Consider the following 23,274-nt stretch of genomic DNA (forward strand, 5'->3'; position numbering starts at 1 on the left):
ATTATTCTCCAAGGCCGATTCCCGGCTCCATAATAGTTCCTGTCAAAGAAGTCTCGTATCCGCCTAGTGCTTCAATACGTGCTTTGAATGTTGGAGATTGTAGCAAATTAAGAACTGCTTGTACCTGCGGAGTTTCTAAGTATGCAGTCGGGATAATGAGGTCGTATCGTTCGCGTGCAAGCGGTACAAAATCCAGATCAAGCGCTTTGGCAGCTGCAAAGATACCAAGTCCGGTATCAACAGCACCAGTAAGCACGTTCACGGCTACTGCCATGTGCGTAAACTCTTCTTTATCATACCCGGTCACAGATGCAGGAGAAATATTGGCTTCTTTCAGATGATAATCAAAAAGAATACGAGTTCCAGCGCCGCGCTGTCTGTTGAGGAAACGGATGGAACCGTCTGCAATGTCTTTAATAGACTGAATGTTTTTCGGGTTTCCTTTAGGGACAATGAATCCCTGATGGCGAATAGCAAGGTTTACGAGGGTAATGTCAGTATCCGGAAGGTACTTTTTAATGAACGGGAAGTTGTAGTCATTGGTTTCCGGATCAAACAGATGTGCACCTGCCAAGTGGCAGGAACCATTTTTAATGGCAAGAATACCGCCCATGGAACCAACGTGGCTGGAAGCAAGGCGCATTGGTGTGTCCAGCCCCATAAGTTCGTCAGACAAAATATCAAGAGTGTTGTCATGACTACCTACGGTAACAAGCACTTCATCGAGGCGCTTTTCTTCTACGAGAAGTTCCGTATGTACAATGGAGTTCTGATCAATGCCTTCAGCTTGGGCAGGAATGCGGCCTACACCCTGAGCCCGGGACATTGTAGTGATGCAACCGGCACCGCGTGCGAGCGGAGTAGCTACATACTTGTCCCCAACTTTACCCACAGAAAGGCGCAGGAATTCCTCAACACCAAGCTTTGAAGGGACCTTTCGGGTAAGCTCTGCGTCAACCACAGGTCTGGCAGGAACCGGCTTGCGGCTGATCCATGAAATGAGTGGAGTAAGCAGTTCTTCAAAACATACAACAGCACTTACAGGGTAGCCCGGTGCGCCGGCAACGAGCTTGCCTTTGCAGACACCCAGCAGAGATGGCTTGCCCGGCATTGCGGCGACGCCATGAACAACTACTTCACCAAGTTTGGCGATAGTCGCACGGGTGAAGTCCTTAGAGCCAGCAGATGAACCCGCACAGATAATGACGAGATGGTATGGGTCGTTAAGTTTTTCTGCGACAGTTTTTTCCAGCAGTTCAGGCACGTCTGGTACAGGCGGAATGCGATCTACAATGCAGTCAAGATTGCGTGCCATGGCACCAAGCACCTGCGAATTGCTCTCGATTACTTGACCCGGTTTAGGCTCTGGACGTTTTTCAAAATCAAGTACCTCATCACCAGTCGGGATGATGCATACGTGTACTTTTTCCCATACACGTACTTCCCAGATCCCAGCGCTCAATAACGCGCCGATATCGTACGGTGAAATCTGTTGGTTTTGCGGAAAAAGCAGCTCCGTTGCAACAATATCTTCCCCGATGCGGCGCACATGCTGCCACGGAAAAGCCGGAGTTTCGATCTCAACGGTGTTTTCATCAACAGAGATGACGTTTTCGATCATAATGACGGCGTCACGTCCTTCCGGAAGTGGGTTACCTGTGTTCACAGGCTCGTATGATTCGTCTTTTGTAAGGCGTAATGGTGCCCCTTCACGGGCGGTGAAGGTCTCTTTGGCAGTTACAGCAATTCCGTCCATTGCTGCGCTATGAAATGTCGGCGAGGAATATTCTGCAAATACTGCTTCAGACAAGACGCGTCCGGCAGCTTCGTGTGTCGGCACAATTTCACTTCGTAAAAGCATTTCTCTGTCGAGCGCAGCTTGCGTTTTAGCCACAGCTTCAGTCAGCGGGATTGTTTTAAGATATACGTTTCGTTTCGATGCAGTCATATGTTCCTCGCGGTAATTTTTTTAATCGATGAGCATAATACATGTTTTAAAACGGTAATAAAAGTGGCCGAGACTCAGTTATATTCGGGCATAATTGAAGTTACCGTTCATAAGTTTATGCAATTTTCTGTGTATCTTATAGAAAAAGAAGAGGTTTTTATTATTAAAAATGGAAATAATGATTGATCATGAAGCATGTGGCTGCTCTTGTAATGAATCAAAAAAAACTTATGGACTATATAAAATTTATTAAGTTGCTTACTCGTACCGCTTAGGTATGATGCAGCTTCCTCGCATAACGCGTGACCTATATGCGTTAATGCTGTGTTTTCCGGACACACCTGTTCCGTAAATGTGTTCGGAAAACTCGGCAATAGCTCTTATATCCTGAAAGACAAAAAACCTGCTTTAACTGTAAGTTAAAGCAGGTTTTTTTATGCTGTAATATGCATGTTAGATATTGCTTTTCGTTTTTTTGAAAAAGTTACTGCAAAAAAGTGTTGTGCACGCTTTTTTTCTTGTGATATTTTTCATTTTATTTACTTAAGAGCAGAAGTTATCTACAAATGTTGTTATAGCTTATAGTAAGTAATAAATTTACATGAGCACGTACTGTATGAACGCATCTCCCATGCTTACTTAATTACGCCACAGAGTACATGGGTCTATTCAGTACATCCCTACCCAGGAATCCATTGGTTTTCCTACCCAAAAAGACTAATTCTCTTATTCTGCTGAGAATTAGTCTTTTTTTATATCTATTCATTATATCTTTATTATCCAATTGCTACAGATTGGTTAGCAAGTTATGCTTGGAAATATCTTACAAAAACCGTTCCTTATCGATGCATAGCTATAAAAGAACGTACTGTTCTTTGAAGCTGAAGAGAAAAGTATGTTTTTTTATTCTTTGTATAAAAATGTAGTGGTATCGATACAGGATTTTCGCATAAACTCTGCTGTTACATGGGAGTAATATATGGAAATAAAGAAGATTTTGTTACCGGTAGATGGGTCGGATTATTCTCTCAATGCTGCTGCAGAAGCTATTTATCTGTCAAAAGAATTCAGCGCAGAAATAATATTGCTCTATTGCAGCGAGACCTTCCAAAATTTGAAGCAGTTTAAAGACTTTTCCAAGGAGTCTTTAGAAATTGCAAACCAGGTATTAGCACCCGTGCGTGAGATGATGGAAGAAGCAGGGGCTCATTATCTTGAACATGTTATTGATAGTTCACCGAGTGAAGAGATTCCACGCATGGCGGAAAGGGAAAAAGTGGATTTGATTGTTATGGCTCCACGTGGAACCAACCCCCTTGCGTCTATCTTGCTTGGCAGCGTAACAACGCGTGTGCTTAAGCAGGCACCGTGTAATGTACTTGTAGTTCATGCAAGGTCATAACACTTCACTCTTTTTATAAATAACGAAAAGGTCGATTCTGTTTTCCGGCAGCCCCGCTATGTGGACTTGCCAGTGGTTAGAATCGACCTTTTACTTTACACAGTTGTGGAATTCAGAATTTGAACGCAAAAGAGTCCGGAGTTCAGAACTAGTAACCATCGGCTGAACCCCGGACTCTTTTGAGGAGCTTCGGCAGCATTTCGCCCATTGAATGCTACCGAAGAATGTGCAACACGCAGCGCTAAGCCGTTAAAAAGAACGACTTATGCCAGATGATGTATATGTCAGATTCATCCGGCAAACTGCGATAGAAGCTAGTACGGGGGTACCATCTTCCATCAGTCATTTTCCGGAAGCGGTTACACTACGCAAGGGTAGCGAACACTCTCTACTCTCGGGATGTCGAGTAATTTAGTAGAGTACATCTGAATTAACTTTGTAAACGGTTTCAGCGTGACTGTAAAGCTATCCTTTTCATTTGGGAAGAACAAATTAATAAAAAAAATTGCCGCAAGGAATTTTAATGAAAAATTCTTTGCGGCAATTTGTCTAACACATCGAAATATAACTTAGATAGTTAAATGCTAGAGAGTGCTTCTGGCATTGTTTTCTATCTAAGTTGTTAGCAGGAGGTGTATTACCTACTGTGCAAGCATGATGAATGTAGCAGGGAGTAAGAAGAATACACCTAGAACATAACAAGCTGCATAGCGCTTTTTGCGTCCTGCGTAGTCAGCAAGCCATTCAGCACAGCGTGGTGGGATTTCACGCATGAATGGAAGGCAGAAGATAACCAGCACGCCGGCAATGTTAAAGAGCAGATGAACAAAGGCAATTTGTAGGGCAAACATGCTGTTGCCACCAATTACAGCAGTTGCAGCAAGAAGGGCAGTAATACAAGTGCCGATGTTGCTTCCGAGAGTGAACGGGTAAATTTGACGCATGCTAAAGATGCCGGAGCCTACAAGCGGAATCATAAGACTGGTTGTGGTAGAAGAAGATTGAACAAGAACAGTAACAATCATACCGGAAGTGATGCCAGCAATCGGTCCGCGACCAATTGCCGCGTGCAGCATGTTTTTAGCGCGGCCTACCATGAGCTTTTTGAGTAGCTTGCCCATCATTGTGATAGCGCAGAAAATAAGACCGACCCCAAGTAGAGCAAGAATAACCCCCTGAACTTCAGGGGAGAATACGCCAAGCATACCTTTAAGCTGCCCGATAATTGGCTTGGTAATAGGCTTGATGAAGTTCATGCCTTTCATGCTCATAGAGCTTCCGCCTGCAAGCATAGAGGCGATTGCATAACTGGACTTTTCAAGGAAGCCAGTAAACATTTCAAGCGGCAAGAAGATTGCAACTGCCATCAGGTTGAAAAAGTCATGTACGGTAGCTGCGGAAAAAGCGCGCTTAAATTCAGTGCTGCAACGCATGTGGCCAGCGCTGACGATAGTATTTGTAATTGTAGTACCAATATTTGCCCCCATTACCATCGGAATTGCTAATGATACCGGAAGACCACCGGCAACAAGCCCAACGATAATAGAGGTAACTGTACTTGAAGACTGAATAAGTGCGGTACATACAGTACCGATAATAAGTCCGAGGAACGGATTGGATGCGAAAGCAAATAATGATTTTGCTTGGCCTGCTGTAGCAGTTTTAAAGCCGGCACCAATCATGCCAACGGCAAGCAGCATACAGTATACAAGGGCCGCAACGGCAACCCAACGGCCAATGGCTTTAAGATTAAGCTTTTCAGAGTCTGTCACAGAAGACGCTTCGTGCGTCACTTCTGGAGAGTAAGTCATGTTAGGCATACATGCTCCATAACGTATATCTAGGTGATCGACCCGAACTGCTCAGACACCCTTGCCTGCTTCTCGAGCCGTGCTCTTGATAGACTTCTTATGTGACAGTTCTGTGACAGTTTTGCTGCAATGTGACTGCAGTCTGCGATGTAAGCTTCATTGCGTTAAAATTACGTGTTTTTTTTCTAAAATAATAACGTTCAAAAATATCGTTCTTTATGCTCAATCATTTTTACAGTATTGTGCGCGGATAGAACGTAAGTTATTTCAATGATTATCAGTAGATGTAATCTAAATTTTTGATTTCGTTATAGAGGCGTTACCCCTGATAAAGGGGGGTAAGGAGAAAATATGTTAAACTTTATTGTTGATAACGAGAAGTGTGTTCAGTGCAACCAGTGTGTAACAGACTGTCCGGCATCAATTATTCGCTTTGAGAGTGGAGTGCCAGCCATCGCTCCCTCACGTGAAGACCGTTGTCTTAAATGTATGCATTGTCTTGCGGTATGCCCAACAGCTGCTGTGTCTATATTAAATGTTACTCCTGAGGACTGTCTTCCGCTTAAAGGAAACATGCCTTCAGATCATCAGCTCGAGACCCTCATGAAAGGTCGCCGTTCTGTTCGCCGGTTTAAGCAGGAAAATGTTGAGAAAGACCTCATCGACAGACTCATTACTCTTTCTGCTAATGCGCCAACTGCGAAGAATGCCATGCAGCTTCAATTCTCCGTTGTGGATGACTTGGACGTAATGCGGAAAATTTCAAAGCATACATACAAGCTTGTTGCAGAAGCTGTGGCAGACCATCGGGTTCCAGAAGAGATGTCACACTTCCGTGCACTTAGTCGAGCCTATGCAGAAGGCTTTGATATTGTCTTTAGAAAAGCTCCGCATATGCTTGTTGTGTCTTCACCGACAACTGGCTCTTCACCAATGATCGATGTTGGTATTGCGCTTACGCATTTTGATTTAGCTGCAACGAATGCAGGACTCGGTAGCTTATGGTGTGGGTTTGCCATGCAGGCTTTCACACATTTTGTACCTGAGTACAAAGAGATTCTTGGTATTCCGGAGGATCATAACGCTGCATACTCTATTATGTTCGGAAAGCCTGCCGTTAAATATTATCGTGCTGTGGATCGTAGATTCCAAGCAATCCATCGTGTAAAGTTTTAGAGAGTGCTTTGCCCCTGCGGCCTAAGAACCTTGTGCTATAATTTTTTGCTGGAATAAAAAAGGGCTGTCCAAGTAACAAAAGCAGCCCTTTTAAATGCTTAAGAATGTGTCGTTGATAAGATTGTGAAAGGTAGTTCCCTTGCGGCTACCAAGGTCATAAGTAACGGGAGTTTTCCGCCCTTAAAGGTTTCTGGAGATTCTAAAGAACCTCTTGCAAGAGGTTCTTTAGCCGCCGGAGGCAAACGTCGTAGACTCGCCGAAGGCCGGTTTTAGGTGCACAAAAAAAAGCCCTCAGCAATCGCTGAGAGCTTTTTTTATTCTTTTTGAACAAGCTTTTAGCTTGCATCTGGCAGTCGTTTTCCGAAGAGGTAGAGCATGCCAACTACTGCGGCAAGACCTACTGGCAGGGTAATCATCGGGGAGAGTCCGAGACCTGCTGGCAGGAAGCCGAAGAGGATGGATACAGCACCTACAGCAATTGCGTAGATCAGCTGGGTACGAACGTGGTCGATATGGTCACACGCGGAACCCATGGAGGACAGGATAGTGGTATCTGAGATAGGTGAGCAGTGGTCACCGAAGATAGCACCAGTAAGAACTGAACCTACGTTGAGGAGCAGGTAGGACTGATCGGGGTTGATAGCCCATGCAAGTGGGATTGCCAGTGGCATGAGGATACCCATTGTGCCGTAAGAGGTTCCTGTTGCAAAAGAAATGACAGAACCAAGAATGAAGATGATAGATGGCAGCAGGAATGCTGGCAGTGTGTCAGACAGCACGCTTACTAGCCACAGCGCAGTACCGAGTTCTTTAATGATACCAGAAAGGGACCATGCGAGAAGCAGGATAACTGCGGTGATGTTCATGGATTTAATACCAAGAACCCATGTTGTAACTGCTTCTTCGATGCTGAAGATTTTTTTGAAGATACCCATGCCCATTGCAACGATACCGGCAAGCAATGCTGCCTGGAACAGTACAACGGAAGCGTCGGACGCACCAAAGCATTCGCGGATTGCGGTGAAGCTTAATGGAGCTTCGTGGATTTGAGCGAGCAGTTCTGCGTTATCAATAGCACCAAGGCCGTTGAAGTAGAAGCCAAGGAAAGCTGCAACGATAAGGGTACCGATTGGGATAATTGCATTCCAGATGGAAGGAACAACGTGAGGACCAGGCTCGAGTTGAGTTGTTTCTTCAGAAGCCATTGGAGTAGCTTCATCGCCAAGTACTTTGCCGTACTTGCGTGCGCGTTCTTCTGCTTTCAGCATTGGGCCGAATTCGCGGAGCATCATGATGCCGGCGAGTACGAAGAACAGAATAAAGATATTGTAGAAACGGTATGGGATGGTCTCAACAAATGCGCCGTATGCGTTCATTTGGATACCAATCTGCTCGAAACCGTCTTTGATAAGACCTACTTCGTATGCAACCCATGTGGAAATAAGTGCGATACCAGCGATAGGCGCTGCGGTAGCATCAATGATGAATGCCAGTTTCTCGCGGGAAATACGCATGCGGTCAGTTACCGGACGCATGATAGGACCAACGGTAAGTGAGTTTGCGTAGTCATCGAAGAAGATAACCAGACCCATGAGCCAAGTGAAGAACTGGGCGCTACGTGGGCCTTTTGCTTTTTTCGCAAGCGCTTCTGCTACTGCAAGAGTACCACCCATTTTGGATACAACTGCAATAAGGCCACCGATTGCAAGACACTGGAGTACGATACCAGCGTTCCATGAGTCAGCCAGTGACCCGAGGATTTCGTTGGAAACACGGTGGAAAGAACCAATCACACCATGATAAAAATCAAAGCCGGTTGTTTCCAGCATCATTGCGCCGGAGAATACACCAAGGAACAAGGACAGCACAACGTTACGGCTGATAAATGCAAGGATAATTGCTACCAGCGGCGGAACAAGTGTCCAGAATCCAAAAAGTTGTGAGTTTGCAGCGCCTTTACTTGAGTCAGCAGCGAATGCAGGTGCTGTAATAAAAAGAATACCTACTGCGGAAAGCAGCAGCAATAAATGCCTAAGTCTCATAATCACTCTCTCCCGATGATTGCTTTCTTTTGCGTAGTTCCTAAAAGAAATACTCTGGCTTTGCAAGCGTTGTCTTATATGTTTGAAAAATGAAAAATTAGTCAGAAAATCAAACTTTTACAGTATTTTTTAATTTTTGAAATATGTTGAAAGATAGTTTGACTGTTTTTTTGATCAGTTCTGCAGGTTGTAGATTGACTTTCAAGATGGCGCACAGCATGTTCGGCGTATGAAAGAGGATAAGGATATAGTAGCGGAATACGTCGATGCATTACGGAACTCGGCGCGTCTTGGCGATCAGGTAGTCTATCATAAGGCATTGCCTGATACAGATGCACTGTACGCAGAGAATCGTCGTCCGTGGGTGCAGGCGATAAAAGATATGCTTGCTATGCAGGGCATCACGCAGTTGTATGCACACCAGACACTTGCCACAGATCATATTAGAGCAGGCAGACATGTTGTTGTGGCTACTCCCACAGCAAGTGGTAAAAGCCTTGTTTATAACCTGCCTGTCATCGAGCGTTTTTTACAAGACCCTGATGCGCGCGGGCTTTACTTATTTCCTTTGAAGGCGCTGGCACAGGATCAGCTAAAGTCGTTTCAGTCGCTAACGGCGCATTGGCCGAAAGAGGCACGTCCGGACGCCGCAATTTATGATGGTGACACCACGCCTCATTTCCGTAAAAAGATTCGAACAAAACCGCCTACTGTTTTGATGACGAATCCGGAAATGCTGCATCTTTCTATTCTTCCTTATCATGAACAGTGGATAGAGTTTCTTGCATCTCTCCAGTTTATTGTTGTGGATGAAGTTCATACGTATCGAGGCGTTATGGGCTCACACATGGCGCAGCTTTTCCGCAGATTACTCCGAGTATGTAAACAATACGGAATAACTCCGACCTTTATCTTTTGTTCTGCGACGGTGGGAAACCCTGCTGAGCTGTGTGAGAACCTGACCGGAATTGCTCCAACGGTAATAACGGAGAGCGGCGCCCCGCAGGGTAAGCGCAACTTTGTTTTTATGGACCCGCATCAGAGTCCTTCTTCCACGGCTATTTCTCTGCTTAAATCTGCTTTGATGCGGAATATGCGTACCATTGTATACACGCAGTCACGTAAGATGACTGAACTTATCAGTATGTGGGCAGGGCAAAAGTCCGGTGCCTTTAAAGATAAAATTTCCGCGTATCGCGCCGGCTTTCTTCCTGAGGAGCGGCGGGAAATTGAGCAAAAAATGGCGAGTGGAGAATTGCTTGCTGTTATCTCAACCAGTGCCTTGGAGCTTGGTATCGACATTGGTGCGCTCGATTTGTGTATTCTTGTAGGTTATCCCGGTTCTATTATGTCCACGATGCAGCGCGGTGGTCGCGTGGGACGTAAAAAACAGGAATCCGCTGTGGTGCTTGTGGCTGGCGAGGATGCTCTCGATCAGTATTTTATGCGTCACCCAAAAGAGTTTTTTACTCGTCCTCCTGAGTCGGCTGTACTGAACCCGCATAACCCTGTGATCTTGAAACGCCACCTTGAGTGTGCTGCAGCGGAACTCACGTTGCGTACTTCTGAAGAATGGATGCAGGAGCAGGAAGTTATAGCAGCTGTGCATGAATTGGAACAGTGCGGCCTTTTGCTCCGCGATGCAGAAGGTACAACCATTTTTGCAGCGAAAAAACGGCCACATCGGCATGTTGATCTTCGCGGTGCGGGGAACAATTTTCATATTGAATCAGAAGACGGCACAGTTATAGGCAGTGTTGACGGCGTGAAAGCGTTCAAGGAAACGCATCCCGGTGCAGTATATCTGCATAAAGGGCAGACATGGTCGATAACTGAGCTGGATTTCGGAACCCGCACAGCCAAAGCAAAAAAAGGTCGTGTGAACTACTACACGCGTACTCGCTGTAATAAGAGTACAGAGATCTTGGAAGTTATCGACCAGACTGTCGTGTGGGGATCGCGTCTTTGTTTCGGTAAGCTTCGTGTTACCGAAATTATCAGTGGCTTTGAAAAACGAAGTGTTCAAGGTGGTAAGCTGCTGGGTATTACTCCTCTTGAACTTCCACCGCTGGTCTTTGAAACTGAGGGCATTTGGTTTGAAGTTCCTCTTGGCGTACAACGCAAAGTTGAAGATGAGTTTTTGCACTTCATGGGCTCCATCCACGCCCTTGAACATGCGATGATAGGTATTTTGCCGATTCTTGTGCTGACAGATCGTAATGACCTTGGCGGCATATCTACTCCTATGCATGCACAAGTCGGTAAGCCCGCAGTTTTTGTCTATGACGGGATGGAAGGGGGTGCAGGTTTAACGCGCCATGCCTTCACGATGGCGCAGGAAATTTTTGAACGTACTCTCGCCACGGTTCGTGATTGCGGCTGTGAGCTTGGCTGTCCAAGTTGTGTGCACTCGCCAAAATGTGGTTCTGGTAATCGCCCTATCGACAAGGTCGGTAGCATCTTCCTTCTTGAGGAAATGGCAAAGGGAGAATTTACTCCGCCGGAAGATGAAGTTTTTGAAGTGGAGCAGCTTCCGCAACCGATGACAACTCCGGCACGCATCAAGCCAAAAGTTCTTAAGGCTGAAGCCGGACAGACAATAACTCCAGTGTTGACTGATACTGACTCTTCAACTGTGCAATTTATTGATACTCCAAAGCGCTATGCCGTACTCGACATTGAAACGCAGCTTTCCGCACAGGAAGTGGGGGGCTGGCATCGTGCTGATCGTATGCGAGTTTCCGTAGCGGTGCTTTATGATTCCAAAGAAGACAAGTTTATCCGATACATGGAAGAAGATATGCCGGACCTGCTTGAACACCTTAAAGAGTTTGATTGCATTATTGGGTTCAACATTATCCGTTTTGACTACAAGGTGCTTTCCGCTTACGCCGACTACAATTTGAAGTCGTTGCCTACGCTAGATTTACTCGATGAAATTCGTAAGAGATTGAATTATCGTGTGTCGCTCGACAATCTTGGTTCGGCAACGCTTAATGCGCCAAAGTCTGCAGATGGTCTGCAAGCGCTCAAGTGGTGGAAGGAAGGAAAAGTAGAAGAGATTGCCACTTACTGCGAAGCGGATGTACGTATCACTCGCGATATTTACTTGTACGGTAAGGAGCATGGCTATTTGCTCTTTACCAATAAGGCTAAGCAAAAGGTTCGTGTCCCCATTGCTTGGTAGGCAGAGCTTAGCTTTTTAGATATTGATAGTAAAAAACGGCGCGTTCCATTTGGAACACGCCGTTGAATAAGCAAGCTTAAGGGGACTGGTGCTAGGCTCCGCCTGTACCGCGAAGCTGTCGCTTATCACCGATACGCATTGTCAGGCGTACGCGGTCAAAATATTCAAGCAGCGGAATTGCATACTTTCGTGAAAGCCCTGTGAGGTCACGCAACTCTGCAGGTCCCATGTCATCATGATTTGAAAGGTATTCACGCACCATATCTTTAACTTTTTCGAGCGCAGGTGCGTGGTAGTAAAGGGTGTCCTTTACTTTTACCATTTCCCCATTCTCTTCCATGAGTTTAAGTACTGGTACTGCTTCTTTTACTTCCACTTCGAGAGGTTCAAGGACTTCTTTGAGATTTGGCGGGGTGATACCGCCTTTCTCGTAAGCTTCAAGGATTGTTTTGCGTAAGCCTTCCTGATCTGCCGCCATGGAGACTTTATGAGTTGGCAGGCGCAGCACATCACCATCAATTACGATAGATTTTGCTTTGATAAGGCGTTCGACAAGGAAGTGCACGAGCTTTGGTGACAGCTGTTTACCCCAGCCGGATGCAAGCATTCCTCGGGAAAGGCCGGCTTTCATTGGCTCGTTTTTGTGGAACGTTGCCATGAAGTCGAGACAGCTTTCGGACAGTTCATTAAGAACGTTGCCAGCAATGTACTGGCGTTCTTCCTTGTCGAAACAAAGTGCTTCCTGCTTTCCACCAAAGAGGTTGAGGATTTTTTCAAGCTTCTTGGTTTCGATATCAGTAAAGATGCACAGGCGGGCAAAGGAAAGCCCTTTTTCAGCGGCCATTGCGAGGTGCAGGCGCACTCTGTCTTCTGGCTCTGCTTTTGGAAGCTCCTGTAGACTGTTCCAAATTACTTCGTAGTGCGGATTCTTTTTACGCAGACGTTCTGCTTCCGGATGCAGCAGTTTGCCACCAGCTACAGTACGCAACGGGGAGAACGAACGGATAACGCAGCGGTCGTTTGCCACGCCGACCATCGGTTCCGGGAAGCGGACTTCACAAATTGCGGTTTCACCGGGCATGAGCTTATCGCGGTCAGGAAAATACAAACGGGCAAGAACATCGCGAGCACCGTGGTGGAAGTGGATTTCTGTACGGTTTTTAAGCGGTGACGGAGATGAAGACAGGCAAGTAAGTTCAACGTGCCATGTGTCAGAAGGGAACAGAGAGTCAGGGCGTGCGAGAACATCACCTCTGTGCACGTCTGCCACTTCAACACCGGCGATGTTGATCGCGGTACGCTTGCCAGCTGGTGCAGTTTCAACAGCACTGCCATGACTTTGCAGGCCGCGTACTTTGCCAAGAAGATCATGCGGGTAGAAGCGCACCTCGTCACCGATATTGAGGGAGCCGGAAACCATGGTGCCTGTTACAACGGTTCCGTGTCCGCGCATGGTAAAGGATCTGTCTACCGGCATACGGAACAGGTCAGAGCGACGTTGTGGCGTAAGTTCTTTCTCCAGCTTGGTGATGTGGTCACGGATGGTTTCAAGGCCTTCACCTGTATGTGAAGATACTGGAAATATCGGTGCGTCTTCAAGGAAAGAACCTTGCAGGAATGCTTTTACGTCTTCCTGTACCAGTTCAAGCCATTCCTCATCAACCATATCTGTTTTGGTCAGCGCCACGAATCCTGTTGGAATGCCAAGGAGTGAACAGATTTCTAGGTGTTCGCGGGTCTGCGGCATTACACCTTCATCCGCGGCAATAACCAGCATTACAAAGTCGATGCCGGATGCACCTGCAACCATGTTCTTAACAAATTTTTCGTGCCCAGGAACGTCTACAATTCCCATCTTGCTGCCGTCCGGCAGGTCGAAGAACGCAAACCCTAATTCTATGGTTATCCCGCGCTTTTTTTCTTCTTCTAAACGGTCGCAGTCGATTCCGGTGAGAGTTTTTACAAGCGTGGTTTTACCATGATCAATATGTCCGGCAGTGCCCATTACAACAGGCATAGATACTCCTTGGCATAATTCCTAATTGGTGCTGTCTAAAAAATATTCGATAACAGCAACAGATCAAACAATATTGTGTCCGCTTAAGCGGTAAGTTTCGTCAAAAGGATTGTCTGTTGTATTGGAAAAAACCCAACTCCTCAACTATTCGCAGCAAATGGCAGATATCACACTTTCATGCTACATTTCCTGCTATACATTCAATTGCTTATAACCTTACGAGGAAATCATGGAAAAGCTAGAAATCCGTACATCAACCCGTGAAGAACTCATTGATATTACGTCCAGAGTACAGACGCTTGTCAGCGAAAATAACTGGGAAGACGGCATGCTGCTGCTTTTTTGCCCGCATACAACAGGGGCAGTCACAGTTAATGAGGGTGCCGACCCTGACGTTGCCCGTGATATTACAGTGAACATGCGCCATATCGTGCCATATAATGGTGATTACAAGCATATGGAGGGCAATAGCGATGCTCATATTAAAGCAAGCATGTTCGGCCCTGATCAGATGCTCATCGTCGAAAATGGTCGTGTTCAACTTGGAACATGGCAGGCAATCTATTTTTGTGAATTTGATGGAGCGCGGAACCGCAAGCTGTGGGTGAAGTTTATTCCTTCCTAGTCTGGACAGATAAAAAACAGCTCTGAAGCTAATTTTCAGAGCTGTTTTTAGTTGGTAGCTATTTGGGGATGCACACAAGCTTAGGCAAAGTGGGTAGTTGGGGGTAAAAGGGGTTGCTGCGAGGACGTACGAAGTCTGTCTATACAGTTTTTCTTCGATGTCCGAGACTCCCGTTCTATAAATTGTCAGGTGGTTCAACGTCAGTGTCACTGTAGGTGGTCATTTGGTTGTATGTGTTGCAGGCGCAGCGCATAAGGAACAGAGCGAGAGGTACGCCGCTGCCTTCGCCGAGGCGTAGCCCGAGGTCGTGGAGCGGGTCGATATCAAGCTTGGTGAGAATCTGTTTGTGTCCGGCTTCTGCTGATGCGTGAGAAAAGAACGCGTAATCTTTTACTGTCGGGCAGAGTTTCCATGCTGCTGTATATGCTGCTGTTGCAATGAATCCGTCGAGCAGTACAAGCTGGTTGTTCGCTGCACCACCGAGGATGAGTCCTGCGAGGGCTGCAATTTCATATCCGCCGAGAGTTGCGAGGATATCGATAGGATCACCGGTCTTAATTGTAGCTGAATGGAGTGAGAGGGCGCGTTCAATGACGCTGGTTTTGCGTGTGATGCCCTTAGAATCGAGCCCCCCGCCGGCACCTGTAATGTCTTGTGGCTGAAGTCCAAGGTATGCGCAGTAGAGTGCTGTTGATGGCGTGGTGTTTGAGACGCCCATTTCTCCGGTTCCGATGGAGGGGCAGCCCTCTTTAAGTGCTTTGTCAGCAAGCTCGGCACCGATTAGCAGTGCCCGCAGGCACATTTCACGACTCATAGCAGGTGCTTTAGAAATATTCTGTGTTCCTTGTGCAATTTTACACTGGATAAGGGAGTCGTGTTCCGGATAGCAGTCTCCTTTGGAGGCAAGATCCACGACACAGAGCTCTGCACCGGCAGTATTCGCAAGTACATTGATCCCTGCACCACCGTCACAGAAATTTTGTACCATTTGGCGTGTGACGTCCTGAGTGAAGACGGAGACGCCTTCTTCGTTCACACCGTGATCGCCTGCTATAGCGTAGATTCTTAGCGGGTCTGCGGCGATTCCCAGTGTTTTATTTTGAATGCAGCACATACGTACGGCCAGCTCTTCCAACTTGCCAAGGCTGCCGATGGGCTTTGTCAGGTTGTCTAGTCGGTGGGTCGCTGCTTGGCACAGCGAGTCAGAGACCGGCTCGATTTTTTGAAGAAGATCGCGTAGTAGGGTTTCGTTTTCTGCGGTGTTTTCGTAGGTGGAAACTTGTTCAACCTTGGAATCGCGATGCGGAAAAGAAGATGTCATGATCTCTCCTAAGTTATAAAAATGATAAGCCGGAAAAGGTAGTCGTGTTGACTTTGAGTCTGGTGACTATAGCTTTTTTATTCAGACGTCTTTACAGTCTGTGTTATCTGAATGCCAGTCTATAATTAACCACCAAGAACAGGATAAAGGTATCTGATGCGTAGAATCTTCGCAATATTCCTTATCGTCATGCTTAGTTCGAGTGTGGCATTTGCCGAGAATAATTATACAAAATTAAAAAATGAAGGGAGTGTCCGCATAACCCCTGTGGTTATGGCTGTACAAAAAGCCGCACCTGCGGTTGTAAGTATCAGCACAGACAGGATTGTTGAACGTGCGGTCAACCCTTTTGCACAGTTACTACCGCGTAATCCGCTGTTTGATGAGTTCTTTCAGCGCGGACAGGGACGTCGCAAAGTTAAAGAACAAACTCTTGGGTCTGGCGTTATTATTGATTCCAAAAAAGCTATTGTGCTGACAAACGCCCATGTTATCCAAGGCGCAGCGCAGATTAATGTTACCTTGCTTGATGGACGTACATTTACTGCAACGCTGATCGGTTCAGATCCGGATTTTGATCTTGCTGTTCTGAAACTTGATAATGCTTCAGATTTGCCGGCGCTGCCTATGGCACAGTCAGAAGACCTTATGCCGGGCGAAACGGTAATCGCTATCGGCAACCCGCTTGGATTCAGCCATACTGTGACGACCGGAGTTGTTTCTGCGCTGGATCGTTCAATCAAAACAAATAACGCGACGATTACTGACCTTATCCAGATTGACGCTGCTATCAACCCGGGGAACAGCGGAGGGCCGCTAATTAACCTTGCTGGGGAACTGGTGGGAATTAATACCGCCATGCTGCGTCAGGCTGCAAACATTGGTTTTTCCATTCCTATCGATAAGGCACGACGAGCTGTAACAGAATTGCTTGAGACCGGTCATATTGTTCCGGTGTGGCTTGGCCTTTCTGGCCAGAATCTTGATGAAAATACTGCTGCGTGGCTGCGGTTGCCATCCACAAAAGGGTTACTTGTGACAGCGGTGTTCGACGGAACACCAGCAGCAAAAGCCGGAATTAAGTCTGGCGACACTATAATTGAAGTAAATGACAACTTGGTGACAGATCATAGGCACTACGTTCAGTTACTCAAGAATATGACGAAAGGGGAATCCGTAACTCTCACGTATATGCGTGATGGTGAACCTGTTACAACTAAACTGCGTACCAAGCCATACTCTGAAGCGCTTGCAGCAAAGCAGATGCAAAGCCGTTGGGGTATGACGTTGCGGAAAGGAAAAACCTATTTAGTCGTTGAGTCCGTAAGGCAGGGAAGTCCTGCTGCAAGGTTGGGATTACGGGCAGGAGACGTGCTTGTTAACATTAGCGGAAAGAAAGTAACCAGTATGACGGCCTTATATCAGGCTTTCTTTACACACAGGTTGGATTCTTCGTTGATTCTCTTTGTTGGCAGAGACGGAAAAGGCTACCGAGTACGTATGGATATATAATGCTATGATCACTGGAAATATTGATTTCTGTGTGATAGAAACGCAAAAAAAAATGCAAAGCTTGAAGATAATGCCTTTCAGCTCTTGACACTGAAGACGTGACAGGGCTAATTGCAGATTTCGATGAGACTAATGCACCAAACCTAGTCACTAGGTGTTGATGCTTATTTACAGGTTCATCGAGAACCAAAATCAAACCTGGAGGATTACCATGGGTTACAATGTTACCGTTGATACAGACAAATGTACTGGCGACGCAGAATGCGTAGACGTATGTCCAGTTGAAGTTTTCGAAATGCAGGACGGCAAAGCTGAGCCAGTAAACGCAGACGAATGTCTCGGTTGTGAATCCTGTGTTGAAGTTTGTGAAGCTGACGCTATCGTTGTTGAAGAAATGTAATTCAACACGTGCGTTTTTTCGCATACTTTGATTTTTGAACCGGACAGCGGGTAAACTCGCTGTCCGGTTTCATATATGGGGCAGCTAATCTGCCAGAAAATAAGCTGTAATCTTTTCAGTGATATTTAATAGAGCAAAAAATTACTTCCCTCTGCAACCGTTGGTATTCAACGCATCTCTGCAAATTTTTTTATTCCGTTGCCGTTCTTCCCTTGCCAGTTGGGGATTTCGTTACTAATGATTTGTTGCAGGCAGGTACAAGGTTGCCAGTACCTGCTTTAATACTTACCTAGAAATTTATTGCTCCAATCATAGATGTATAAAAAGGCTACCGGATCGGGACACGTAACGGGTCTACGGGAGGTAGGGAGTTTTCTGATGAAATTGGATTTTTCTGAATTTTTTGCACAATACGAAGCACTTGTTGCTGAAGTGGATTCCGTTTTTAATCGTGTAGCCGACATGCACGGCGACTGTATTAACTGTGGTTCCGGCTGCAGCGACTGTTGCCATGCATTGTTTGATGTAAGCCTGATTGAAGCGTTGTACATAAATCACAAATTTCTTGAACGGTACCCGTTCGGTGAAGAGCGCTCTAATATCATAGAAGCTGCCAACACCGTGGACCGTAAAATTTACAAACGTAAGCGCCAGTTGTACCGCGATTCTATGAAAGGCTCCGAGCCTCGCGAACTGCTTGAAGCGATGGCTAAAGAACGTGTTCGCTGTCCACTGTTGAACAGCGAAGATAAATGTACCATGTACGACATTCGTCCAATTACTTGTCGCTTGTACGGTATTCCTACAAATATTGGTGGCAAAGCACATACTTGTGGACTTTCAAAATTTGAACCGGGCAAACCGTACCCTACCGTATCATTAGACGTTATTCAGGATCGTCTTGCAAAAATTAGCCTCGAGCTGTGCAAGTCAATCAAGTCTAATTACAAAGAATTGCCTGGTGTTTTTGTTCCTGTGTCTATGGCTCTTATTACAAACTATGACGAAGAATATCTTGGTCTTAAAGAACCTAAGAAAAAAGGTGCGTAATGAGTATTTCCGCGAGCATGTACCGAACCGGTGCTGATCACGAACTGACGCCGGAAGAAGAAGAACAAAAGCGGTTTATGTATGATCAGATGTCTCCGCGACGTCGTAAGTTCATTGACCGTATCGGATATGACAACTGGGATCCGTTTCCGAAACCGAACGATCCTATGGAACTGCGTATGGACCTTTCCAAACGCACAACACAGCAGCTCGTTCGCGAGTTTCTCCAGTCTCACAGAGGCCAGTATTCCAACGACTATGGTCGCGGCGCATTAGAAACAGCCGTTGGCATTGTCAATAAGGATGAGAAGTACCGCGGCATTTTCGACTTCTGCGTTTGGTATTACAACCTCTTGATTGAAGAAGGGCATATTAATCATGACGACTAAAGAATTCGCAAGTATCGAAGAATATATTGCATTTTTGCATAAAGAGATTGATGAGAACCCGGAATGTGCAAACCATCACTACAACCTTGGTGTAGCACTTCTTTCCGCTCGTGACTGGAGTGGTGCAGAGGCTGCGTTCCTCGAGTGTATCCGTAACTCCAGCCGTTTTGCAGAAGCTTATATTCAGCTCGGCGGTATCTGCATGCAGCGTAACGACCTTGAAGGTTGCATGCAGTACAACAAAGAAGCAGCACAGTGCCGTGCTAAGTTCCCAGTGCCTTGGGCAAACATGGCATTTGTTCACCTCCAGCAGGGTGAAGCAGAAGAAGCTATTAAGTGTGCTAAAAAAGCTCTTCGCTGGGATCCTGATTTTGTTCAGGCTCAGGCTACTATTGCTTCCGCGCACTACATGCTTGGCGAACTTGATGATAGTGAAAAAGTTTCTAAAAAAGCTATTGCTTCCTACCCTACTTTTGCACCAGCATACAACAACCTCGCTCTTGTAGCTCTTGAGCGTGGCGACTTTGATGTTGCAATCGAAAACGTAGACAAAGCTATCGAGCTCGGCTTCGAAGTTGATCCTAACTTCCTTGCTGAACTTGCTCCGCATCGCGCATAAGTAGTCACAGTGTCGCATTTACTGCGATGCAAGCTACAGGTAACGCCGGTTTCACGGCGTGTTCGATGAAAAAGATAAGGCTGTCCTTTGTTCAAAGGGCAGCCTTTTTTTGTTTGCAGAGAGTTAAGCCATCAGGCGGCTTACAAAAAATAACAAAACATTTAGGCTGGCTGTAACAGCCTGAATAGATACGTCATGTTTTGTAAGGTGTGAAATGCCAAGCGTTGCGTGGTAAGTAAATTTGTGTTCAGTACTGTTCTAGCAGGTTGTCATTCCTTGAAAAGAACGTCACTAGTTAGTATTCTGCTCTGTCCATGTGTTAATTTTGTTGATTTTTACATAATTGTATACAACAACTGTTCATCAGCTTTTTACAAGGCAGGAGTGCTTTGCTTACCGTTACAAACTTATCGCATAACTTCGGATCGTACTGGGCATTGAAAAATTGCACTTTTTCATTGAACAAGGGCGAGTTTCTTTTTCTGACAGGATCATCAGGTGCCGGTAAAACTACGTTGTTGCGTCTGTTGTATGCGTCACTTCCGGTTATGCGTGGTAGTGCAACGGTAGCGGGGTATAATTTAAAATCGTTACCCGCTCGAAAAATTCCCGACCTGCGCAGGCAGGTGAGTGTTGTGTTTCAGGATTTCAAGATTCTGCCGTACCGCACCGTTTATCAAAATATCGCTATGGCGCTTGAAGTTCGAGGCTTCAGTAAGGTGCATATTGATAGGCGAGTGCGCGCAGTTGTGCGCGGATTAGGGCTTGAGTCACGCATCAATATGATGTGTGGAGAACTTTCCGGTGGTGAGCAGCAACGTGTTGCTGTTGCCCGTTCTGTTGTGGTGAATCCTAAGATTCTTCTTGCTGATGAACCTACAGGTAACCTCGATGAAGAACTGGCAGCACGCATGATAGGTATTTTTAAACAATTCCACATGCACGGAACAACCGTTGTGCTTGCAACGCACAGCAGCGATATTGTGCGGATGCATCCTGAGGCGCGACAGCTTAGACTGGAGCACGGTAAAATTGTTGCTGCCAACTGGCGCGGGGCTGAGATTTTTTCCGATAGCATTGCGGAGGTACACTCATAATGTCTGTATTCTTCAAGCTTGTCGGACAAGGTTTTCGCGATGTAGCTCTGCACCCTTGGGCGCAGTTGATGACGTTGCTTGCTGTTACGTTCATCACATTTCTTGCTGGGCTCATGCTGCTCGGTGTTGGGAATTTGGATAACGAGTTACGGGTAACGCGTGGTGAAATTGCTTTCCAGCTGTATTGGAAAGAAGATGCTTCTTCTAGGCAGGTTAAAGCAGCCTGGGATACTCTGCGTGGTATGGATGGCGTGATGGAGGTTCTTACCTACACGCCGGAGGAAGCTCTGAAAGACTTAAGCTCCACCTTCCCGAAAGGGAATTCCGGCTTGCTTCTGGCAGACAACAGTCCCTTGCCGTATACGGCAGTGATTAAGTTTGCGCATCGATCAGGTGACCTGAGCAGATGGAAGAATACGACTCTGGCTGAACTGCAACGTCTGCCGGAGGTTGAAACGGTTCGTTCCAGCAGCCTGAAGGATGAAGTTAGTCGGGCATGGCAGAAATTTTCCAGTTCGGTAACTGTTCCGGTTCTGGTTTTCTTAGTGCTTATTCTTTCCATTGCGGTGGGAAACACCATGAAGCTATCGCTCATCAGCAGGCAAGACGAAATAGAAATACTCAAGCTGGTGGGTGCCAAAAACTGGTATATTCGAACTCCCCTTCTTGTTGGCGGGGCACTGCTTGGCAGTGTTGGTGGTATGCTTGGTATTCTTGGCTTATATGCAACATGGTGGAACCTTAAAGATACGTTTAATTTTGCTCCGCTTCATTGGGAACTCCAATTCCTGCCTGTAGACCAAGCATTATTACTGGTGCTTATTCCGATGTGTGTCGGATGTATCAGTAGCTGGGTTGCTGTACGTAACTAATGCTGTGCACTGTTGCAGCAGCTAATATTTCATTTGACCAGAAACACTACAGGAAGCTTAACTATGCGTAGTAAAAAAATGACAGGCGGCCTTGAAAAAGCACCGCATCGCTCCTTACTGTATGCTCTCGGGCTTACACGCGAAGAAATTTCCCGCCCGCTTGTGGGTGTTGTTAACGCAGCCAACGAGGTGGTTCCCGGTCATATTCATCTGGATACCATCGCAAATGCTGTAAAAGCCGGCATCCGTGCTGCTGGCGGTACTCCTATGGAGTTTCCTGCTATCGCGGTATGTGACGGGCTTGCCATGAACCACGAGGGCATGCGCTTCTCACTTCCAAGTCGCGAACTTATCGCAGATTCTATTGAAATCATGGCGACAGCGCATCCGTTTGACGCTCTTGTATTTATCCCGAACTGTGACAAATCCGTTCCGGGTATGCTTATGGCGATGCTGCGTATGAACATTCCGTCCGTTCTTGTTAGTGGTGGACCAATGGCAGCTGGTACAACCAAAGGCGGCGGTGGTGCTGATCTTATCAACGTATTTGAAGGCGTTGGTCAGGTGAAGCTCGGTAAAATGACAGAAGAAGAACTGGAAGATCTTTCCGAGACTGCATGTCCGGGCTGTGGTTCTTGTGCTGGTATGTTTACCGCAAACTCTATGAACTGCCTTTCTGAAACCATCGGTCTTGCGCTGCCGGGTAACGGAACTACTCCAGCAACTTCTGCTGCGCGTGTTCGTCTCGCAAAAACTGCTGGTTTCAAGGTTATGGAACTGCTTGAAAAGAACATTTGTCCGCGTGACATTGTGACAGAAGCCTCTGTTTCGAACGCAATTGCTGCAGACATGGCACTTGGTTGTTCCACTAATACTGTTCTGCACTTACCAGCTGTGTTCCGTGAAGCGAACCTCGATATTTCACTCGAGCTTTTTGATAAGGTCAGCAAAAAAACACCTAACCTCTGTAAGCTTTCTCCAGCAGGTGATCAGTACATTCAGGATCTCCACAGAGCAGGTGGTATCCCAGCTGTTCTTTCCGAGCTGCGTAAAAAAGATGCGCTTAATCTCGACGTAATGACCGTTACAGGTAAAACCCTCGGTGAAAACCTTACTGAAATGAAGGCTGCCAACTGTGACCCGACTGTTATCCGTCCAATCGAAGAACCATATTCAGAAGAAGGTGGTATCGCGATCCTTTACGGTTCCCTTGCTCCTCAAGGCGCAGTTGTTAAACAGTCTGCCGTAGCTCCAGAAATGATGGTACGCACCGCAAACGCACGTGTGTTCAACTCTGAAGAAGAAGCATTCGAAGCCATCATGGGACAGAAAATTAATAAAGATGATGCAGTTATTATCCGCTACGAAGGCCCAAAAGGCGGTCCTGGTATGCGCGAAATGTTGTCACCAACAGCTGCAATTGCCGGTATCGGTCTTGGTGCAGACGTTGCGCTTATCACAGATGGTCGTTTCTCCGGTGGTACCCGTGGGGCCGCAATCGGTCACGTTTCTCCGGAAGCAGCAGATGGCGGCATGATTGCATTCGTGGAAGAAGGTGATCAGATTGAGATTAATATTCCAGAGCGTAAACTGAACTTGCTTGTAGACGAAGCAACCATTGAAGAGCGCAAAAATGGCTGGAAGCCTCTTGAAAAAGAGGTCACTTCTCCGTTGCTCAAGCGCTACAGCCGTATGGTAAAAAGTGCTGCTTCTGGAGCTGTGTATAAATAAGTTTTTGTGAGGTTGCCTTTGGCAGATTTGCCTCCGGCGGCCATGGACTCTCCCAAAACTTTTACTCGCGAGGTA

Annotated in this window: 17 protein-coding genes; 12 read left to right on the forward strand and 5 right to left on the reverse strand. The window is 46.4% G+C overall.

Going from position 1 to position 23,274, the window contains the following annotated elements; translation table 11 throughout:
• Position 1: 1 nt before the first annotated feature.
• Positions 2-1,948 carry a molybdopterin biosynthesis protein gene (locus BUR09_RS05865; protein ID WP_074216027.1) on the reverse strand — a complete coding sequence of 649 codons (1,947 nt, stop codon included), beginning with the start codon at positions 1,946-1,948 and terminating at the stop codon, positions 2-4.
• Positions 1,949-2,927: 979 nt separating this feature from the next.
• On the opposite strand from BUR09_RS05865, the gene BUR09_RS05875 reads away from it, so the two are divergent.
• The gene (locus tag BUR09_RS05875) at positions 2,928-3,350 is read left to right on the forward strand and encodes a universal stress protein (protein WP_074216029.1); all 423 of its coding nucleotides are present in this window, start codon (positions 2,928-2,930) and stop codon (positions 3,348-3,350) included.
• A 641-nt stretch (positions 3,351-3,991) separates the two neighbouring features.
• On the opposite strand, the gene BUR09_RS05880 is transcribed toward BUR09_RS05875, so the two are convergent.
• A complete protein-coding gene (locus BUR09_RS05880; RefSeq protein WP_217694173.1) occupies positions 3,992-5,170 on the reverse strand; it encodes a Na/Pi symporter in 1,179 nt (392 codons plus the stop codon).
• A gap of 342 nt (positions 5,171-5,512) precedes the next feature.
• Here BUR09_RS05880 and BUR09_RS05885 point away from each other — a divergent pair, with 342 nt between their 5' ends.
• On the forward strand, positions 5,513-6,337 hold the full coding sequence (locus tag BUR09_RS05885) for a nitroreductase family protein (RefSeq protein ID WP_074216030.1): 825 nt from the start codon (positions 5,513-5,515) through the stop codon (positions 6,335-6,337).
• Between the two features lie 335 nt (positions 6,338-6,672).
• Here the strand turns inward: BUR09_RS05885 and BUR09_RS05890 are convergent, their stop codons facing one another.
• Positions 6,673-8,379: a Na+/H+ antiporter NhaC family protein gene (locus BUR09_RS05890; RefSeq protein ID WP_074216031.1), complete on the reverse strand. Its 1,707-nt coding sequence runs from the start codon at positions 8,377-8,379 to the stop codon at positions 6,673-6,675.
• 229 nt (positions 8,380-8,608) lie between these two features.
• Between BUR09_RS05890 and BUR09_RS05895 the strand changes: the two genes are divergently transcribed.
• Complete coding sequence (locus BUR09_RS05895) at positions 8,609-11,566, forward strand: DEAD/DEAH box helicase (RefSeq protein WP_074216032.1); 2,958 nt, start codon at positions 8,609-8,611, stop codon at positions 11,564-11,566.
• A 91-nt stretch (positions 11,567-11,657) separates the two neighbouring features.
• Here the strand turns inward: BUR09_RS05895 and selB are convergent, their stop codons facing one another.
• Positions 11,658-13,583 (reverse strand): selenocysteine-specific translation elongation factor, encoded by a 1,926-nt coding sequence (gene selB, locus BUR09_RS05900; RefSeq protein WP_074216033.1) that lies wholly within the window; start codon positions 13,581-13,583, stop codon positions 11,658-11,660.
• A 229-nt stretch (positions 13,584-13,812) separates the two neighbouring features.
• On the opposite strand from selB, the gene BUR09_RS05905 reads away from it, so the two are divergent.
• Positions 13,813-14,208, forward strand: coding sequence for a secondary thiamine-phosphate synthase enzyme YjbQ (locus BUR09_RS05905; protein WP_074216034.1), 396 nt, complete (start codon positions 13,813-13,815; stop codon positions 14,206-14,208).
• Between the two features lie 175 nt (positions 14,209-14,383).
• Here the strand turns inward: BUR09_RS05905 and cobT are convergent, their stop codons facing one another.
• Positions 14,384-15,529, reverse strand: coding sequence for a nicotinate-nucleotide--dimethylbenzimidazole phosphoribosyltransferase (cobT, locus tag BUR09_RS05910; RefSeq protein ID WP_074216035.1), 1,146 nt, complete (start codon positions 15,527-15,529; stop codon positions 14,384-14,386).
• 156 nt (positions 15,530-15,685) lie between these two features.
• Between cobT and BUR09_RS05915 the strand changes: the two genes are divergently transcribed.
• From BUR09_RS05915 to ilvD, 8 genes are all read left to right on the forward strand, one after another.
• On the forward strand, positions 15,686-17,041 hold the full coding sequence (locus BUR09_RS05915; RefSeq protein WP_074216036.1) for a trypsin-like peptidase domain-containing protein: 1,356 nt from the start codon (positions 15,686-15,688) through the stop codon (positions 17,039-17,041).
• 211 nt (positions 17,042-17,252) lie between these two features.
• Positions 17,253-17,441 (forward strand): ferredoxin, encoded by a 189-nt coding sequence (locus BUR09_RS05920; protein WP_074216037.1) that lies wholly within the window; start codon positions 17,253-17,255, stop codon positions 17,439-17,441.
• A 378-nt stretch (positions 17,442-17,819) separates the two neighbouring features.
• Complete coding sequence (locus BUR09_RS05925) at positions 17,820-18,491, forward strand: YkgJ family cysteine cluster protein (RefSeq protein ID WP_074216038.1); 672 nt, start codon at positions 17,820-17,822, stop codon at positions 18,489-18,491.
• Complete coding sequence (locus tag BUR09_RS05930; protein ID WP_074216039.1) at positions 18,491-18,880, forward strand: hypothetical protein; 390 nt, start codon at positions 18,491-18,493, stop codon at positions 18,878-18,880. Before BUR09_RS05925 ends, BUR09_RS05930 begins: the two co-directional genes overlap by 1 nt.
• The gene (locus BUR09_RS05935; protein ID WP_074216040.1) at positions 18,870-19,499 is read left to right on the forward strand and encodes a tetratricopeptide repeat protein; all 630 of its coding nucleotides are present in this window, start codon (positions 18,870-18,872) and stop codon (positions 19,497-19,499) included. Before BUR09_RS05930 ends, BUR09_RS05935 begins: the two co-directional genes overlap by 11 nt.
• 389 nt (positions 19,500-19,888) lie before the next feature.
• Positions 19,889-20,596: a cell division ATP-binding protein FtsE gene (ftsE, locus tag BUR09_RS05940; RefSeq protein ID WP_074216041.1), complete on the forward strand. Its 708-nt coding sequence runs from the start codon at positions 19,889-19,891 to the stop codon at positions 20,594-20,596.
• A complete protein-coding gene (locus BUR09_RS05945) occupies positions 20,596-21,468 on the forward strand; it encodes a cell division protein FtsX (protein WP_074216042.1) in 873 nt (290 codons plus the stop codon). Before ftsE ends, BUR09_RS05945 begins: the two co-directional genes overlap by 1 nt.
• A 63-nt stretch (positions 21,469-21,531) precedes the next feature.
• Positions 21,532-23,199, forward strand: a complete 1,668-nt coding sequence (gene ilvD, locus BUR09_RS05950; protein WP_074216043.1) for a dihydroxy-acid dehydratase — start codon at positions 21,532-21,534, stop codon at positions 23,197-23,199.
• The last annotated feature ends 75 nt before the right edge of the window (positions 23,200-23,274 follow it).

This window comes from Halodesulfovibrio marinisediminis DSM 17456 (genome assembly GCF_900129975.1).
GTDB classification, from domain to species: domain Bacteria; phylum Desulfobacterota; class Desulfovibrionia; order Desulfovibrionales; family Desulfovibrionaceae; genus Halodesulfovibrio; species Halodesulfovibrio marinisediminis.

Bases quoted from the DNA above. Each gene is read 5' to 3' on its own strand.
- BUR09_RS05905 (WP_074216034.1), top strand. From the start codon at position 13,813: ATGGAAAAGCTAGAAATCCGTACATCAACCCGTGAAGAACTCATTGAT.
- BUR09_RS05875 (WP_074216029.1), top strand. From the start codon at position 2,928: ATGGAAATAAAGAAGATTTTGTTACCGGTAGATGGGTCGGATTATTCT.
- BUR09_RS05865 (WP_074216027.1), bottom strand. From the start codon at position 1,948: ATGACTGCATCGAAACGAAACGTATATCTTAAAACAATCCCGCTGACT.
- BUR09_RS05895 (WP_074216032.1), top strand. From the start codon at position 8,609: ATGAAAGAGGATAAGGATATAGTAGCGGAATACGTCGATGCATTACGG.
- BUR09_RS05935 (WP_074216040.1), top strand. From the start codon at position 18,870: ATGACGACTAAAGAATTCGCAAGTATCGAAGAATATATTGCATTTTTG.
- cobT (WP_074216035.1), bottom strand. From the start codon at position 15,529: ATGACATCTTCTTTTCCGCATCGCGATTCCAAGGTTGAACAAGTTTCC.
- BUR09_RS05945 (WP_074216042.1), top strand. From the start codon at position 20,596: ATGTCTGTATTCTTCAAGCTTGTCGGACAAGGTTTTCGCGATGTAGCT.
- ilvD (WP_074216043.1), top strand. From the start codon at position 21,532: ATGCGTAGTAAAAAAATGACAGGCGGCCTTGAAAAAGCACCGCATCGC.
- BUR09_RS05890 (WP_074216031.1), bottom strand. From the start codon at position 8,379: ATGAGACTTAGGCATTTATTGCTGCTGCTTTCCGCAGTAGGTATTCTT.
- selB (WP_074216033.1), bottom strand. From the start codon at position 13,583: ATGCCTGTTGTAATGGGCACTGCCGGACATATTGATCATGGTAAAACC.
- BUR09_RS05920 (WP_074216037.1), top strand. From the start codon at position 17,253: ATGGGTTACAATGTTACCGTTGATACAGACAAATGTACTGGCGACGCA.
- BUR09_RS05885 (WP_074216030.1), top strand. From the start codon at position 5,513: ATGTTAAACTTTATTGTTGATAACGAGAAGTGTGTTCAGTGCAACCAG.
- BUR09_RS05925 (WP_074216038.1), top strand. From the start codon at position 17,820: ATGAAATTGGATTTTTCTGAATTTTTTGCACAATACGAAGCACTTGTT.
- BUR09_RS05880 (WP_217694173.1), bottom strand. From the start codon at position 5,170: ATGCCTAACATGACTTACTCTCCAGAAGTGACGCACGAAGCGTCTTCT.
- BUR09_RS05915 (WP_074216036.1), top strand. From the start codon at position 15,686: ATGCGTAGAATCTTCGCAATATTCCTTATCGTCATGCTTAGTTCGAGT.
- BUR09_RS05930 (WP_074216039.1), top strand. From the start codon at position 18,491: ATGAGTATTTCCGCGAGCATGTACCGAACCGGTGCTGATCACGAACTG.